Genomic DNA, 15,272 nt, shown 5'->3' with positions numbered 1-15,272 from the left:
TAAATTTGACTTTGTGTAATTTCATTTAAAATCGCACTGTTTTTAACATTAACCAAAGAGGCATTAAACAATGGAGCGTCAGTTAGCAAAAAACCTAATCAGGTCAATTGGTGAAGAATATGGCTATGAAGTATCTGGTAATGAAACAGATGCTGAATTTGATGTTTATTTAGCTAGAGAAAGGCATGGGATAGCCTTTCAAATTAAAAATTCAACTCATGATTCAGCACGACAGGGCGGTTGGTTGCAAGTTCATCATTATGAGGGGGAGCCTGCTAACTGGGGGCCTGCTCTACACTCTCTTAGAACTATGGGAGACGTTGTTGCATTTTGCCAGACACTTATAACATTTGCTCAAATTAAATCAAAACGACAAGCATAAAAAATTAGGGCACCCATTATTCTTAACTGAACATCACATCGTCAGAATAAAAAAAATGGGTGTCCAAGTTTTGATTTTTTTGCTCAGCCACGATATATCCAATAACCCTTTCCAATCCCACCACTACCGTCCCCTGCTCCATAACCGCCATCCCATCAACACCAACATCAATACCATCCCCGGCAGCCAGACCAAGGAGAGCTCGGAGAGGATCACCGCCTCACCCCGGGCGGTGAGATAGTCCTCCAACTTGAAGGGGGCGACCCGGATCACCTGCCAGGGGGCAAAGAAACGCTCGTCATGCCACGGCCAGAGCCAGCCCACCCCCTTGCCGCCGGTGGTGAGTGAATCGAGCAAGCTGTGGGAGAGCAGAGAGACCAGCAGAAACGACCAGACGGTGGCGGCACTGGCCCTTAACTGGCGGTGAAACAGCATGGCCAGAGTGGGCAGGGCAAAGGCAAACAGCAATGAGTGGGTAAAGCCGCGGTGGCCAAAGACATGGCCGTAGGCGACCCCCAGTTTAAAAGCGAGCACATCGGCATCGGGCAGCATGGCGATGGCAACCCCAGCCAGCAGCAGGCGTGGCGAGATAATCCGGCTGCCAAGCCCGAGCCCAAGGCAGAGAGGGACGGCGGCGTGAGTGACGATGGTGGGCATAGAGTGAAGCTCCAACTGAAAACGTGAGCCTACCCTACCCCCGCTCGGTGAAGTGAAGGTGAAGTTGCGTGCCACCAGCCTTGAGCCCACGGCGGGCATTGCCTACAATGACCCACTTTTTATCACACTCAGGTCTATAAAATGAGCGACAACAAACCGGCACTGCCCGACCGTCTGGCGGCCAACCCGCGCAGCCCGCACCATGTGGCGGAGTGCTTCGAACACGAGATCGGCATTCGGCTCAACGGCAAGGTGCGCACCAATGTCGAGGAGTACTGCATCAGTGAAGGTTGGGTGAAGATCCCCTCCCCCAAGGCCAAGGATCGCTATGGCAATGCCATGCTGATCACCGTCAAGGGCACCGTCGAAGCCTTCTACGCCTAAGCACTTCTGCGCCCTAACGGGCTCGACTGCCTATCCAAAACACCGGCCCAGCGCCGGTGTTTTGTTTTTCAGCATCAAAGTGCACGGATAGCCGTCTTGTCTCCTATCCGATGCTCTACTCTGCGTCCGACATCGACCCCATCAGCCCGAGGATCCGACCTCAACCATATAAAAAGCCCCGTCTGGCCTTGTGGCGAGACGGGGCTTTATCATTTTTTATGATTAAACAGCCAACTTCATTAGCTAACCTAATGATCTGACATCTTCTCTGGACCTGAATCCCGGGCCTTAGCCCAGTGAGGCGAAGATCCCCGCCAGGGTCGCACTCATCAGGTTTGCCAGGGTGGCGGCCAGCACGGCCTTGAGGCCCATGTTCGCCACGTCGTGACGGCGCTCCGGCGCCATGGTGCCGATGGAGCCGAGCTGGATGGCGATGGACCCCAGGTTCGCGAAGCCGCACAGGGCGAAGGTGATGATGATCTGGGTGTGGGCGCTCAAGTTCTCCTTGATGCTGGCAAAATCCAGATAGGCGACGAACTCGTTCATGATGACCTTCTGGCCAATCAGGGAGCCTGCCGCCATCATCTCGTTGCTCGGCACCCCGATAAGCCAGGCGACGGGAGCGAACAGGTAGCCCAGCAGCAGCTGCAAGGAGAGCTCGGGCCAGCCTAACCACTCACCGACCGCGGCAAAGCCAGCGTTCAGCATGGTGATGACGCTGACGAAGGCCAGCAAGATGGTGCCGATGGCCACCGCGATCTTCATGCCCCCCATGGCGCCCCCTGCCAGGGCGTCGATGGCGTTGCTGTAGTCGCTCTTGTCCAAAGTCATCTCGTCTTGCTCGCGTACCCGCTCTTGCTCCGGCACCAGCAGTTTTGCCATCAAGAGGCCCCCCGGCGCCGCCATAAAGGAGGCGGCGATGAGGTACTTGAGATCCACGCCGAGGCCGGCGTAGCCACCGAGTACCGAACCCGCCACCGAGGCCATGCCACAGGTCATCACCGCAAACAGCTCGGAGCGGGTCATGCCCGCCAGGAAGGGGCGGATCAGCAGGGGGGATTCCCCCTGGGAGAGGAAGATGTTGCCGGTGGCCACCAGGGACTCGGCGCGGCTGGTGCCGAGCAGGCGGTGAATGCCACCCCCCAGCACCCGGATCACCCACTGCATGATGCCGAAGTGGTAGAGCACGGCGATCAGCGCGCTGATGAAGATGACCAGCGGCAGCACCCGCACCGCGAAGATGAAGCCGTTGCTCGCCAGATCGCCGAACACGAAGCGGATGCCACTGTCGGCAAAACCGAGCAGGGCGGAGACGCCGTTGCTCATGGCGCCGAGCAGCAACTGACCGGGAGGAAAATAGAGCACCAGGGCAGCGAAACCAGTCTGCAGGGCCAGGGCCCCGAGCACGGTGCGCCAGCGGATGGCACGGCGGTTTTCACTGGCCAGCCAGGCGATAAACATCAGGGCCAGCATGCCGACCAGACTCAATAACAGGGTCATCTTGCACCTATGAAGAGAGGAGTTTCATATGGCAAGTCTGCAGACGGGGGGCGCGAGGGCGTCAGGCGGGGCGTGCCGACCACGCGACACACAAACCACAAACCTACGGTTCAGTGGCGGGTCCCATCCTGGGGTCATTCACGTTCCGGGTGACGGCGAGTATCGGTGACGCCAGCCGCGCGGGAGAGACGGCGACTGGCAGGTCGGGCGGCGATGGTACAGTGATCTGCATCACATAAAAAGCGGTAAAACGATTCGCCCCCGTATTTTTTATGTCGCTGGCATAATCGATCCCAAAATAACCGCCACAAGGCAACCCATATTCAAACCTCAAGGACTCATTGCTTGTGAAAATGAATATCAATATCGGGCATTGGTACTAGAAAAGCATTAGGCATGGCGCCAAGTGCAAGCCATCTGAAAACGTTTTTTATTTAAATCTTTTAAAAATCTTTATTTTACGTCTGAACGAACATGACAGCTCATATAATGAGCGCCTTTAATAGCATCAAATCATAAATAACAAAAATATAAACAGTTCAGTCTATTAGGAAAAACATCACATGTTCAGAACCCTGCTCGATCAACCTATGCAGATTACCCAGGCTCAGGATAAATCTTGGCTGGTGTTAAGCGATGGCTCGATAAAAAATGTCCAAATAGGGGACTTGATACCCAAGGGATCATTGCTTGTTTCCACATCAGAAGTGGAACTCACTCCTCCCTCTTCTATCTCTGATATATCCGAGCCAGCGACCCAACCCGCCATGGATCTCGAGATTGAGCCCTTGTCGCCCAAGGAGGAGCAAGAGCTTGCTGAGATTCAGAACGCTATCCTGGATGGCAGGGATCCCACCGAAATCGCACAGGCCACCGCCAGTGGCGGTGTATCGGGTATAGCCGCAGCCTCTGGCAATGCGGGCGCTATCGTGACCGAGCGCACCAACAAGGCAACTATTTCCAATGCCGGGTTTGACACTGAACATGACACGCCAGAATTTATCAGATATGAAGATCTTTTGGGTGAGTACATTCCTGAAGAGAGAGAACACGACCCAGTCGCTTTTGATCAGCAGCATATTATTTCAGAAGATACTCCGAACCTTTATGCTCAAGTCCCCATGGCACAAGATCTCGATCATGACGGTATAAACCCCCAAGGTTATTTTCTTATTACGGATGTAGAGCAGGGCCAGCTGATATTAAATGCCGATGGCAGCTATATTTATACCCCCCCCGCAGAGTTTCAATCGCTAAAAGAAGGGGAAAGCCGGCAGGCTTCCTTTACCTATATTGCCACCGATCCCAATGGCAACCAGAGTGCTCCGGCGACGGTCACCATCACCATCACAGGTACCAACGACGACGCCACCATCGGCGTCGCCACCCCGGGCGCCGACCAAGGTGCGGTCAAGGAAGACGTGACCCTCACCACCGGCGGCAAATTGGTCGCCACCGATGTCGACAACGGCGAAGCCGTGTTCCAGCCCCAGACCGACATCAAGGGCGCCCACGGTACCTTCACCATCGATGCCGACGGCAACTGGACCTATCAGCTCGACAACGACGATCCCGTCGTGCAGGCCCTCAAAGAAGGCGAAACCCTGCCAAGCGAAACCTTCGTGGTCAAAAGTGCCGATGGCTCCGCCCAGCACACAATTACCGTCGCCATCACAGGTACCAACGACGACACCACCATCGGTGTTGCCACTCCGGGCGCTGACCAGGGTGCGGTCAAGGAAGACGTGACCCTCACCACCGGCGGCAAGCTGGTTGCCACCGATGTCGACAACGGCGAAGCCGTGTTCCAACCCCAGACCGACATCAAGGGCGCCCACGGCACCTTCACCATGGATGCCGACGGCAACTGGACCTATCAGCTCGACAATAACGATCCCGCCGTGCAGGCCCTCAAAGAAGGTGAAGCCCTGCCGAGCGAAACCTTTGTGGTCAAGAGCGCCGATGGCTCCGCCGAACACAGCGTCACCGTCTCCATCACCGGTACCAATGACATCGCCACCATCGGTGTCGCCACTCCGGGCGCTGACCAGGGTGCGGTCAAAGAGGACGTGACCCTCACCACCGGCGGCAAGCTGATCGCCACCGACGTCGACAACGGCGAAGCCGTGTTCCAGCCCCAGACCGACATCAAGGGCGCCCACGGCACCTTCACCATCGATGCCGACGGCAACTGGACCTATCAGCTCGACAATAACGATCCCGTCGTGCAGGCCCTCAAAGAAGGCGAGACCCTGCCAAGCGAGACCTTCGTGGTAAAAAGCGCCGATGGCACTGCCGAGCACAGCGTCACCGTCACCGTCACAGGCACCAACGAAGCCCCGGATGCCCGGGACGATGGCCTAAGCAGACAGCAGAGTGTCACCCTCGATGGTGATAACTGGGAGACCAGCAGCGATATCAAGGTGGATTACTACGTCATAGATGCGACGACCGGGACCAGGGTCGCCGATGCCGAAAAGTCAGATTACACCGGCGATGGCGACCACCGTTACGGCGTGAAATCCGGCATCGAGCAACCAGGCGCGGATGCGGTACAGGCGGGGCAGATCGGCTATCTGGACAGTGAAGACAAGAGTGAAGCCATGCGCTTTACCTTCCAGCAAGGACAGCTGGCCAATCATGCCACCATTGAGGTTAGGAACCTGTGGTCCGATCGAGCCAGTGGTGGTTGGGAGCCCGGCTGTGAGCGCGGTGTCTGGAAAGCCTTTTATAAGGGTGAGCTGGTCGCGAGCGGTATCTTCGAAGGCACCTCGGGTGGGAAGCAGACCATCCAGATCGATGCCGGCGGCCGCTACTTCGACAGCATAGAGATGTCGGCGATTGGCTATAAAGATGGCATCGTCGACCCCCAGGGCTCCGAGTACTTCATCACCAAGGTCACCGCGGATCTGACCCACTTCGATCAAGCATTCCAAACCAACGAGACGGGCAGCCTCTCCCTCGACGTGCTGAACAATGACTCGGACCCCAATCAGGATGCGATCGCTATCGTGGAGGGCAGCTACCCGGACTACGTCACCCTGGTGAACGGCAAGCTGTTCTTCGATGCCACCAAATATCTCCAGACACTGCCGGCGGGACAACGTGACCTGCGCCCGGGAGAGGCCAAGTCGATCGAGTTTGAATACAGCATCCGTGACACCCACGGGGCGACCGACAAGGCCAGGGTCAATGTCACCATCATTGGGGATCCCCTCTCCGACGCAGCTCCACTCCATGTTGAGTTGCAGGAGAGCGATCTGGGTAATGGGACCCCGGCTCACAGCGAAGGCATCTTGCCAGGAGCTCACGATGCAACGCCTCACGAGTATCAGTTTGCGGCTCAACAGAGCGGTACCAGCGTCAGCAGTGGCGGTCATCCCCTCAGCTACGAGGTCAGCCTAGATGGCCTGCAACTGACCGGATTCATCATGGAAGGGGGCCAGAGGGTCGATGTGCTGGTTGCACAGCTGGATCCGCAGAATGGCAGCTATCAGCTGGATCTCTTCCGGCCGCTGGATCATTCCCTCCCCGGCAAGGATCTGCTCTCACTCCCCTTCGACATGAATATCCAGGTGGGGAATCAGCTCACCCAGGGGCAGCTGATCGTCGATATCATCGACAGCGCCCCCACCCCTGTCCCCATCACCCATTCCGTCGGCGATGTGGCACCGCAGTTCAACTCCGTCATCATAGCGCTGGACATGTCCGGCTCAATGAAGGACTACGTGCGCGATGGCAACGGTCAGTGGACCACCCGCTGGTCGATCTCCCAGCAGGCCATCAAGGCGATGTTCGAACAATATGACAAGATGGGCGACGTGCAATTCAAGATTGCAACCCATGCGGGTTATCCAGATGGTCAGACCTCAGGCTGGCTGCACTCTCTGGACGATATCCAGAAGTTCTTCGACACCCTCTCCCCGGCAGGCTGGACGCCCTATTACCAGGCCCTGAACCAGGTGGATGCTATTCTGGGCAACCCGCAGGATCAGGCCGCCATGGAGGGAACCAGCAAGCAGTTCTATTTCCTCTCCGACGGCGCTCCCTCTGACTTCAGTTATTGGGCAAGCGGGGCCTACAAGTCCCAGGAGATACGTGACAGGCTGATGAGTGGCATCAGCCCGGATGAGGTGGGCGGAGAGCAACATTATCAGGATCTGCTCAATGGCAGGGTGGAACCGACCAAGGCTGAGCAGTTCCTCATCCTGGGCGAATCCATGGATCACATCATGGACAAACATGGCCACCCCTTTGACAACATGAATATGTTGGCCATTGGCAAAAGTGCCTCACTCGAGTATCTGGAACCCTTGGCTGGCAAGGATGGGTCTGCCATTCAGGTAGAAGATGCAGATGTCGTCAACATCCTGAGCGAGTCGGTGCCAGGCCAGCTGCACGGCGATCTCACCCAGCATTCCGTCGAGGGAGAGTGGGTGCAGAGCCTGAACTACGATGGCCGCACCTACTTCTACGAGCAGGCCAAGGGGGGCATCTTCCTCCATGACGGTGCAACTGACAACAAGGTGGCCGACGGCGCCAAGCTGACGCTGGATACGACCAACGGCAAGCTGGCACTGAACTTTGAAACCGGGCAGTACGACTATCAGGCCAAGGATATTCATGGGAATGGGCAGGATAAATTCCTGCTCACCTTGCGTGACGGCGATGGTGATACCGCGGATACTTCTCTGGTCATCGATGTCACCGATCTGCAAGGGGGCATCTCTCCCTCACCGCTGACCCTGTGGACCCAGGAGAAGGCATCCTACTCTGCCTTCTCTGCCCCATTGCTCGGCTCGGGGGCACAGGATGAGCTCATCGTATTGCCCACCGGTCACAACGCTGCTGAGTCAGCCAGCCCGATAGAGACCCGGATAGTCACCAACGATCTGCTCAATCATGATGATATGGACAGCCTGCTCAGCCAGGTGGCGCCTGCCAGTCAGGCCGCCACGGGCACTGCTGGTGAGCCACTGAGCATGCCGGCGCAGCCGGATGGCAATGCCCCTGACCTTCTCAGCCATACCATACCGAATCCGGTATTGGATGAGTTGCTGTCACAACAACAATTTATCCAGTAATCCCTCAAGCCAAGCCCCTGACCCGATCGTTGGGGGCTTTTTGTATACCGACTTGCCCTCCATCCACAACCCGATACAGCACGACTCCCCATCGTTTAAGAGCCAGCGCCTGAACAAGATTCCCACCTTGCATTGCCTCACTCCCAACGAGTGCGCCCCCAATCCCATCGTCGCTCAAAGCGGTATTTTTAGCCCGCTCGCGAGCTGTTGCAGCCCGGCGAGCCGCGCCCCATCAACAGCAACATGGCGACGGGCGGCCCGGACGGCCGTGAATGGGGCGCCATCTCGGGTTCGTCGGTGTGGTTCACGTTTTCTTCATCCCGAACAGGATAAGATGCCAAGACCAAGATCATGTTTTAATTGGAAAAGCGGCAGGGGGATGCAAGCTCCCCTGCCCCAAGGAAGCCCTGATGAAAAGAACCGCGATTGCCCTGACCCTGGCCAGCCTGCTGGCGCTGCCGGCACTGATCCCCTTCGCCGCCGATGCAGCCCCGGTGCGCTCCCTGCAAAAGGAGCAAAATTACGATCAATACATCAGCAAGCGTCAGGTGGTGGATCAGCTGCTGGCGGATGCCCTGCACATCTTCAAGTCGCCGGCTCGGGTCTCGGATGCAGGTTTCACCGCCAAGATGCCGAGCAACATGGAGCAGGTCACCGATCTGCTGCTACAGGCCTATCAGCTCGAACCCTACCGCACCGATCTGCTCATCTCGGCGGCCAACGCCCAGATCTACAACGGCAACGTGGACAGGGCCATCAGCCTGTTCGAGCAGGCCCTCAGCACCGCGCCGGACGATCTGGATCTCAACACCTATCTGGCCACCTGGCAGCGCTTCAAGGGCAATCAGGCCAAATCCGATGCCTATTTCAAGCGGGTGAGCGAGCTCAATGGCGGGCGCGCCGCCGACTTGCAGCGCATCTTCGATACCGTGGACAGGGTCAACGCCACCCCGCTCAAGGAGCAGCAGGGACGGGGCGAGAAGAAGGGGCGCCGCGCCATCGTCACCCTGGGCTATGCCCTCAATCCCGATGGCAGCATGAACGATATCCTGCTGGGGCGCCTCGAAACCACCCGGGTGCTGGCCCAGGAGAACCCGAGCGCGCTGATCATTTTGACCGGCGGCGTGCCCCAGAACCGCCAGACCGAGGGCAAGCTGATGGCAAACTGGCTGGTAAAGAAGGGGGTCGACAGATCCCGCATCATAGAGGAGAACTATGCCACCAGCACGGTGGAGAACGCCCTCTACAGCGGCTATGCCCTCGCCCGCCACCAGATTGAGTACGCGACCCTGGTGAGCTCCGCCAGCCATGTGCGCCGGGGCCAGATCCTGCTGGAAATCGCCAGCTGGCAGAGCGGCCCGGCCGGGATCCAGATAGACAGCGTCGCCTTCCCGGACAAGCCGCTCTCGACCCTGGCTAAGGTAAGCGACGGCGAACTGCTCGGCATCTATCGGGATGCGCTGCGCACCTATGGCCTCTGGAGTTATCGCTCGGCGCCACTGATCGAGCGTTGATCACCCGCACCTCAGAGTCCTGATCGAACTGATCGCCCTGATCGCTGCCACGGCTACCTATCTAGCCGAACCACAGCAGCCCGCCCATCGGCGGGTTGCTGCTTTCTGGCCGCAGAGCCCACCCGTGAAATAAAGCCCTGCCCGCTCTCCCCCAGTGTTCCCCCTCCTTTACCGTCAGTTTTCTTCCGTACCTTCCTCCCACGCCGGCCTCCCGCGAGAGAGCCCGATTGCCAACGCGCGAATAACCTCTTCACATTCCGGCATATCTCAATTAGCTCATTGATTCACCGCTCTTTTTCTAAGAACCATAACTGATGACAGCTGCCTTCTCGTTCCTTCATTCCTCACCCGGTTTCGGGGAAAGATGAGCCTTCCATCACCCATCGCAAGGATTGGCATCATGACAGGAAAAGGAACTTCTCTCTGGCTGGCGGCACTCGCCCTGGTCGCACACACGGCCCAAGCGGTCGAGGTCACGGTCGCTTACCAGACCTCGGCCGAGCCCGCCAAGGTCGCCCAGGCCGACAACACCTTCGCCAAGGAGAGCGGCGCCAAGGTCGATTGGCGCAAGTTTGACAGCGGCGCCAGCGTGGTGCGGGCGCTGGCCTCCGGCGATGTGCAGATAGGCAATATCGGCTCCAGCCCGCTGGCGGTGGCCGCCAGCCAGAACGTGCCCATCGAGGTGTTCCTGCTCGCCTCCAAGCTCGGCGAATCCGAGGCGCTGGTGGTGAAGCAAGGACTCGCTAACCCCCAGGATCTGGTGGGTAAACGCATCGCCGTACCCTACAGCTCCACCACTCACTACAGCCTGCTGGCCGCCCTCAAGCACTGGGGCGTCGATCCGGCCAAGCTGCAGATAGTGAACCTGCAACCACCGGCCATCATAGCCGCCTGGCAGCGCGGTGACATCGACGGGGCCTATGTGTGGGCACCGGCCCTCAACCAGCTCGCCAAGGAGGGCAAGGTGCTGACCGACTCGGCCCAGGTAGGCCAATGGGGCGCACCGACCCTGGATGTCTGGGTGGTCCGCAAGGATTTCGCCAAGGCCCATCCCGAGGTGGTACAGGCCTTCGTCAACAGCACGCTGGCGGCCCAGCGCGGCTATCTCGACAACCCGGACAGCTGGCTGGCCAAGCCGGACAACCTCGACAAGCTGGCTCGCCTGAGCGGCGTACCCGAGTCCGACGTGCCCGAGCTGGTCAAGGGCAACACCTATCTGGATGCCCGCGCTCAGAGTGCCGAGCTGAGCGGCCTGGTCAACCAGACCATCGTCGACACGGCCCGCTTCCTCAAGGCCCAAGGCAAGGTGCCAAGCGCCGCCGCCGACTACAGCCAATTTGTGACCGACCGCTTCGTGAAGTCACTACCCCAATAAGCCACAGGAGACGATCATGCTGCAGCTCTCTTATGTGTCAGCTGAGTACGCCGGCAGGAAGGTGCTCGACAACATCAGCCTCTGCCTCGAACCGGGGGAGTTGATGGTGGTGCTGGGTCCCTCCGGCTGCGGCAAGACCACCTTGCTCAACCTGGTGGCAGGCTTCGAGCCCTGCCACCACGGCCAGATAAGCCTGGGGGGCGAGCGGGTGATTGGCCCTGGCGCCGAGCGCGGCGTGGTGTTCCAGAGTGAGGGGTTACTCCCCTGGCGCAACGTGCAGGACAACGTGGCCTTCGGTCTGCAACTGGCGGGCGTAGCCAAGAGCGAACGCCATGAACAGGCGCAAGCCTTGCTGCGTCAGGTGGGGCTGGAGGGGGCCGGTGAGCGCGCCATCTGGCAGCTCTCCGGCGGCCAGCGCCAACGGGTCGGCATCGCCCGCGCCCTGGCCACCCAGCCGCAACTGCTGTTGCTGGACGAGCCATTCGGCGCGCTGGACGCCTTCACCCGAGAGCAGATGCAGACCCTGCTGCTGCGTTTGTGGCACCAGGGGCGACGCCAGGTGCTGCTCATCACCCACGACATCGAGGAGGCGGTGTTTCTGGCAACCGATCTGGTGCTGCTCTCCCCCTCCCCCGGCCGGGTGATGGAGCGACTCTCCCTGAACTTCGGGCGCCGCTACGCTGCGGGGGAACCCTGCCGCAGCATCAAATCCGATCCGGCCTTTATCGAGCGACGTGAGTACGTGCTCGGCCGGGTGTTCGAGCAGCGGGAGGCGTTCGCATGATAGTGCTCCTCACCCGACACCTGCATCTGCGCGGGCGCACCCTGCACTGGCCGCTGCCGAGGCGACTGAGCCTGAGTATCGCGACTCTGGTTGCCTTGCTGACCCTCTGGTGGCTGGTGGCCCGCCTTGGCTGGATAGATCCCCTGTTCCTGCCGCCCCCGGCCCAGGTGCTGGCCCAGCTCGTCACCATCGCCGGCCCCCAGGGCTTTATGGACGCAACCCTGTGGCAACACCTGGGAGCGAGCCTGGGCCGCATCCTGGTCGCCCTGGCGGCGGCGGCTGTGTTTGGCATAGCGGCGGGCATCGCCATGGGACTCTCCCCCACGGTGCGCGGGGTACTGGATCCCCTCATCGAGCTTTACCGGCCGGTGCCGCCCCTCGCCTACCTGCCGCTCATGGTGATCTGGTTTGGCATCGGCGAGACCGCCAAGGTGCTGCTCATCTATCTGGCCATCTTCGCCCCCGTAGCCATGGCGACCCTGGCCGGGGTGCAGAGCGCCCAGCCGGTGCGGCTGCGAGCGGCCCGGGCGCTCGGCGCCACCAAGGCGCAAGTGCTGTGGCACGTGATCCTGCCAGGGGCGCTGCCGGAGATCCTGACCGGGCTGCGCATCGGCCTCGGGGTGGGTTGGTCGACCCTGGTAGCGGCCGAGTTGATTGCCGCCACTCGGGGCATGGGCTTTATGGTGCAATCTGCCGGCGAGTTTCTCGCCACCGACGTGGTGCTGGCAGGCATTCTGGTGATCGCGGTGATCGCCTTCGTATTGGAATTGGGGTTACGCGCATTGCAGCGCAGGCTGACGCCCTGGCATGGAGAAATACAATGAACGACAAGTTGACCATCACACCGCTCGGGCCTCATATCGGCGCCGAAGTTGCCGGCCTCACCCTGGCCGAGCCCCTGACCCAGGGGCAATTCGAGCAGCTCCACCGGGCGCTCTTGAAATACCAGGTATTGTTCTTGCGGGATCAGCCCATCACTCCGAGACAGCAACGGGCGCTGGCGAATCGCTTTGGGGACCTGCACATCCACCCCGTCTATCCCCACAGCGAGGAAGCCGAGGAGATCATCGTGCTCGACACCCACGACGACAATCCGCCGGACAACGACAACTGGCACACGGACGTGACCTTCATCGAGACGCCGCCGGCGCTCGCCATCCTGGCCGCCAAGCAACTGCCACCAACCGGGGGCGACACCCTCTGGGCCAGCGGCATAGCGGCGCTGGCGGCCCTCTCCCCACCGCTGCAAAAGCTGCTGGCGGGGCTGGAGGCGGAGCACGACTTCACCAAGTCCTTCCCGGCCCATCGCCACAACGGCAGCGAAGAAGATCGCCAGCGCTGGCAGGCGGCGGTGGCCAAGAACCCGCCCCTGCGCCATCCTGTGATCCGCACCCACCCGGTGAGCGGCCGGCAGGCGCTGTTCGTCAACGAGGGCTTCACCACCCGCTTGCCGGATTTGCCCGCCCGGGAGAGCGAGGCCCTGCTCGGCTTCTTGTTCGATCACATCACCCGCCCCGAGTTTCAGGTGCGCTGGCGCTGGCGGGAGAACGATATCGCCATCTGGGACAACCGGGTGACCCAGCACTACGCCAACGCCGACTACCTGCCGGCGCGGCGGGTGATGCACAGGGCCACCATACTCGGGGACAAGCCCTTCTGGCGCGCCTCCTGAAGATCTGACATAGGGATCGCCCATAAAAAAGCCCGCCGATTGGCGAGCTTTTTGCGCAGCAGTGAAGGTCAGGCCTCAGGCCTTGAACTCCAGCACGGGGTTGAAACCGCCGTAGATCATGCGGGCACCATCGAACGGCATCTGTTGATGCATGGGGCTGGCCGGATCCATCCTGGGATCCTGCATCATCTTCTGCATCGCCTCGTCCCGGGTGGCCTTGTCCGGCCACTCCACCCAGGAGAAGACCACGGTCTCATCTTCCTTCGCCGCCACGGCGCGGTAAAAATCGGTCTGCTTGCCATGGGGCACGTCGTCCCCCCAGCACTCCAGCACCCGGGTGGCGCCGAGCTCGAGGAAAATGGGATCTATGTATTTCGCATGGTCGATCATGGCCTGCTTGTTCGCCGTGGGCACGGCGATCACGAAGCCGTCTACGTATGACATGAGACGATCCTCCTTGTTTGGGGATCTCAGCATAGCAAGGGAGTCGGCTCACCGCCCCCAGCCTCAGGCGACGATCAGCCGCTCCAGATCGCTGCGACTCAGGTGCTTGGTATCCACCTTCACATAGAGAGAGCGCTCTGCCGGGGCCATCAGCACGTCGCTCACCCCATCGCAGGCGCGGATCTTCTGCTCAAGCTCGGGTGTGGCCTCGACGCCCTCTGGCAGCAAGATGCGCAGGCTGCTGACGTAGGGGGGCTCCTGCATGGTGAGGCTGACCCCAAGCCAGCACAGCGCCAGGGCGGAGCAACCGCCAAACACCCAGGGGGCGCCCCCCATGCCATAGAGCAGACCCCCCAGGCTGCCGCCGATGGCGACCCCGATGAACTGGCTGGTGGAGTAGACCCCCATGGCGGTGCCCTTGTAGCCGGGGGGCGACTCCTTGCTGATGAGCGACGGCAGCAGCGCCTCCATCACGTTGAAACCGATGAAGAAAATTTGCAGTCCCGCGAGCAGGCCCCAGAGCTGCAGACCCGCCTGCCAGAGCACCAGCTCGGCAATGAGCATCACCAGCACGCAGGCCTGGAACACCCGCTTCATCTGTCGGCGCTTCTCAGCGTAGACGATGAAGGGCACCACGCTAACAAAAGCGATCAGCATGGTCACCAGATAGGCCTGCCACTGACTGTCCCGGGGCAGACCCGCTTGTTCGAGCAGCGGCGGCAGCGCCACGAAGCTCGACATCAGCAGGGTGTGCACGCAGAGGATGCCGAGGTTGAGTTTGAGCAGGCGCGGGTTGGCCAGCACGGTGCGAAAACCGCCGCGCACCATGGCGGACTCCCGATTGAGCAGATGGGCCTCGGGTCTGGGCACAGCCCAGAGCACCAGGGCGATGGCGGCCAGGGCCAGCAGGGCAATCATCCAGAACAGGCCGGACAAGCCCAGCGCATGGGTAATGAGGGGCCCGGTCACCATGGCGATGGCGAAGGTGATGCCAAAGCTGATCCCGATGAAGGCCATGGCCTTGGTGCGGTTCTGCTCGCGAGTGAGATCCGAGAGCAGGGCCATGACGGCGGCCGAGATAGCGCCGCTGCCCTGCAGGGCGCGCCCGACGATGACCCCCCAGATGGAGTCGCTCATGGCGGCGATGACGCTGCCTGCGGCAAACATCAGCAGGCCGCCGACGATGAGGGGCTTTCGACCGATGCGATCGGAGAGCAGGCCGAACGGGATCTGCAACAGGGCCTGGGTCATGCCGTAGATGCCGATGGCAAGCCCGATCAGCGCCTCGGAGGCCCCCGCCAGGGACATGCCATAGGTGGTCAGCACCGGCAGCACCATAAACATGCCGAGCATGCGCAACGAGAAGACGGAGCCGAGCGCCCAGGTGGCGCGGCGCTCGCCCCTCGTCATGGTGAAATCATTCATGATGGCCTCGATAGGTCAGAGAGAAGAGAGACTCAAGGGGCGGATGACACA

Annotated in this window: 12 protein-coding genes; 8 read left to right on the top strand and 4 right to left on the bottom strand. The window is 60.4% G+C overall.

Features of this window, described 5'->3' with window-relative positions:
• The first annotated feature begins 70 nt into the window (after positions 1 to 70).
• On the top strand, positions 71 to 382 hold the full coding sequence (locus tag CUC44_RS20935) for a hypothetical protein (RefSeq protein ID WP_157812761.1): 312 nt from the start codon (positions 71 to 73) through the stop codon (positions 380 to 382).
• A 123-nt stretch (positions 383 to 505) separates the two neighbouring features.
• On the opposite strand, the gene CUC44_RS09385 is transcribed toward CUC44_RS20935, so the two are convergent.
• Positions 506 to 1,039, bottom strand: a complete 534-nt coding sequence (locus CUC44_RS09385; protein ID WP_100859703.1) for a metal-dependent hydrolase — start codon at positions 1,037 to 1,039, stop codon at positions 506 to 508.
• A 141-nt stretch (positions 1,040 to 1,180) separates the two neighbouring features.
• Here CUC44_RS09385 and CUC44_RS09380 point away from each other — a divergent pair, with 141 nt between their 5' ends.
• Complete coding sequence (locus tag CUC44_RS09380) at positions 1,181 to 1,423, top strand: DUF3297 family protein (protein ID WP_050719164.1); 243 nt, start codon at positions 1,181 to 1,183, stop codon at positions 1,421 to 1,423.
• Between the two features lie 288 nt (positions 1,424 to 1,711).
• On the opposite strand, the gene CUC44_RS09375 is transcribed toward CUC44_RS09380, so the two are convergent.
• The gene (locus CUC44_RS09375; RefSeq protein WP_100859702.1) at positions 1,712 to 2,923 is read right to left on the bottom strand and encodes a NupC/NupG family nucleoside CNT transporter; all 1,212 of its coding nucleotides are present in this window, start codon (positions 2,921 to 2,923) and stop codon (positions 1,712 to 1,714) included.
• Between the two features lie 563 nt (positions 2,924 to 3,486).
• Here CUC44_RS09375 and CUC44_RS09370 point away from each other — a divergent pair.
• The 6 genes from CUC44_RS09370 (at position 3,487) to tauD (ending at position 13,352) form a co-directional block, all read left to right on the top strand.
• Complete coding sequence (locus CUC44_RS09370) at positions 3,487 to 8,007, top strand: retention module-containing protein (protein WP_100859701.1); 4,521 nt, start codon at positions 3,487 to 3,489, stop codon at positions 8,005 to 8,007.
• A gap of 410 nt (positions 8,008 to 8,417) precedes the next feature.
• Entirely contained in the window at positions 8,418 to 9,521 is a 1,104-nt protein-coding gene (locus tag CUC44_RS09365) for a YdcF family protein (RefSeq protein WP_100859700.1), read from the top strand.
• A gap of 400 nt (positions 9,522 to 9,921) precedes the next feature.
• Complete coding sequence (gene tauA, locus CUC44_RS09360; protein ID WP_100859699.1) at positions 9,922 to 10,896, top strand: taurine ABC transporter substrate-binding protein; 975 nt, start codon at positions 9,922 to 9,924, stop codon at positions 10,894 to 10,896.
• A gap of 16 nt (positions 10,897 to 10,912) precedes the next feature.
• On the top strand, positions 10,913 to 11,680 hold the full coding sequence (tauB, locus tag CUC44_RS09355) for a taurine ABC transporter ATP-binding subunit (RefSeq protein ID WP_100859698.1): 768 nt from the start codon (positions 10,913 to 10,915) through the stop codon (positions 11,678 to 11,680).
• The gene (gene tauC / locus CUC44_RS09350) at positions 11,677 to 12,504 is read left to right on the top strand and encodes a taurine ABC transporter permease TauC (protein ID WP_100859697.1); all 828 of its coding nucleotides are present in this window, start codon (positions 11,677 to 11,679) and stop codon (positions 12,502 to 12,504) included. Before tauB ends, tauC begins: the two co-directional genes overlap by 4 nt.
• Positions 12,501 to 13,352, top strand: coding sequence for a taurine dioxygenase (gene tauD / locus CUC44_RS09345; protein WP_100859696.1), 852 nt, complete (start codon positions 12,501 to 12,503; stop codon positions 13,350 to 13,352). Before tauC ends, tauD begins: the two co-directional genes overlap by 4 nt.
• A gap of 75 nt (positions 13,353 to 13,427) precedes the next feature.
• Here tauD and CUC44_RS09340 read toward each other — a convergent pair whose 3' ends face one another.
• Both CUC44_RS09340 and CUC44_RS09335 read right to left on the bottom strand, forming a co-directional pair.
• Positions 13,428 to 13,796 carry a DUF1428 domain-containing protein gene (locus tag CUC44_RS09340; protein ID WP_100859695.1) on the bottom strand — a complete coding sequence of 123 codons (369 nt, stop codon included), beginning with the start codon at positions 13,794 to 13,796 and terminating at the stop codon, positions 13,428 to 13,430.
• A 63-nt stretch (positions 13,797 to 13,859) separates the two neighbouring features.
• Positions 13,860 to 15,221, bottom strand: a complete 1,362-nt coding sequence (locus CUC44_RS09335) for an MFS transporter (RefSeq protein WP_100859694.1) — start codon at positions 15,219 to 15,221, stop codon at positions 13,860 to 13,862.
• Positions 15,222 to 15,272 lie beyond the last annotated feature (51 nt).

This window comes from Aeromonas lusitana (assembly GCF_002812985.1).
In the GTDB taxonomy this organism is placed as follows: domain Bacteria; phylum Pseudomonadota; class Gammaproteobacteria; order Enterobacterales; family Aeromonadaceae; genus Aeromonas; species Aeromonas lusitana.
Note: the sequence above shows the minus strand (reverse complement) of the source record. Positions and strands in the feature narration are given on the sequence as shown.

Coding starts and splice junctions, on each gene's coding strand:
- CUC44_RS09375 (WP_100859702.1), bottom strand. CDS start 2,923: ATGACCCTGTTATTGAGTCTGGTCGGCATGCTGGCCCTGATGTTTATC.
- CUC44_RS09370 (WP_100859701.1), top strand. CDS start 3,487: ATGTTCAGAACCCTGCTCGATCAACCTATGCAGATTACCCAGGCTCAG.
- CUC44_RS09380 (WP_050719164.1), top strand. CDS start 1,181: ATGAGCGACAACAAACCGGCACTGCCCGACCGTCTGGCGGCCAACCCG.
- CUC44_RS09340 (WP_100859695.1), bottom strand. CDS start 13,796: ATGTCATACGTAGACGGCTTCGTGATCGCCGTGCCCACGGCGAACAAG.
- tauB (WP_100859698.1), top strand. CDS start 10,913: ATGCTGCAGCTCTCTTATGTGTCAGCTGAGTACGCCGGCAGGAAGGTG.
- CUC44_RS20935 (WP_157812761.1), top strand. CDS start 71: ATGGAGCGTCAGTTAGCAAAAAACCTAATCAGGTCAATTGGTGAAGAA.
- CUC44_RS09335 (WP_100859694.1), bottom strand. CDS start 15,221: ATGAATGATTTCACCATGACGAGGGGCGAGCGCCGCGCCACCTGGGCG.
- tauD (WP_100859696.1), top strand. CDS start 12,501: ATGAACGACAAGTTGACCATCACACCGCTCGGGCCTCATATCGGCGCC.
- CUC44_RS09365 (WP_100859700.1), top strand. CDS start 8,418: ATGAAAAGAACCGCGATTGCCCTGACCCTGGCCAGCCTGCTGGCGCTG.
- CUC44_RS09385 (WP_100859703.1), bottom strand. CDS start 1,039: ATGCCCACCATCGTCACTCACGCCGCCGTCCCTCTCTGCCTTGGGCTC.
- tauC (WP_100859697.1), top strand. CDS start 11,677: ATGATAGTGCTCCTCACCCGACACCTGCATCTGCGCGGGCGCACCCTG.
- tauA (WP_100859699.1), top strand. CDS start 9,922: ATGACAGGAAAAGGAACTTCTCTCTGGCTGGCGGCACTCGCCCTGGTC.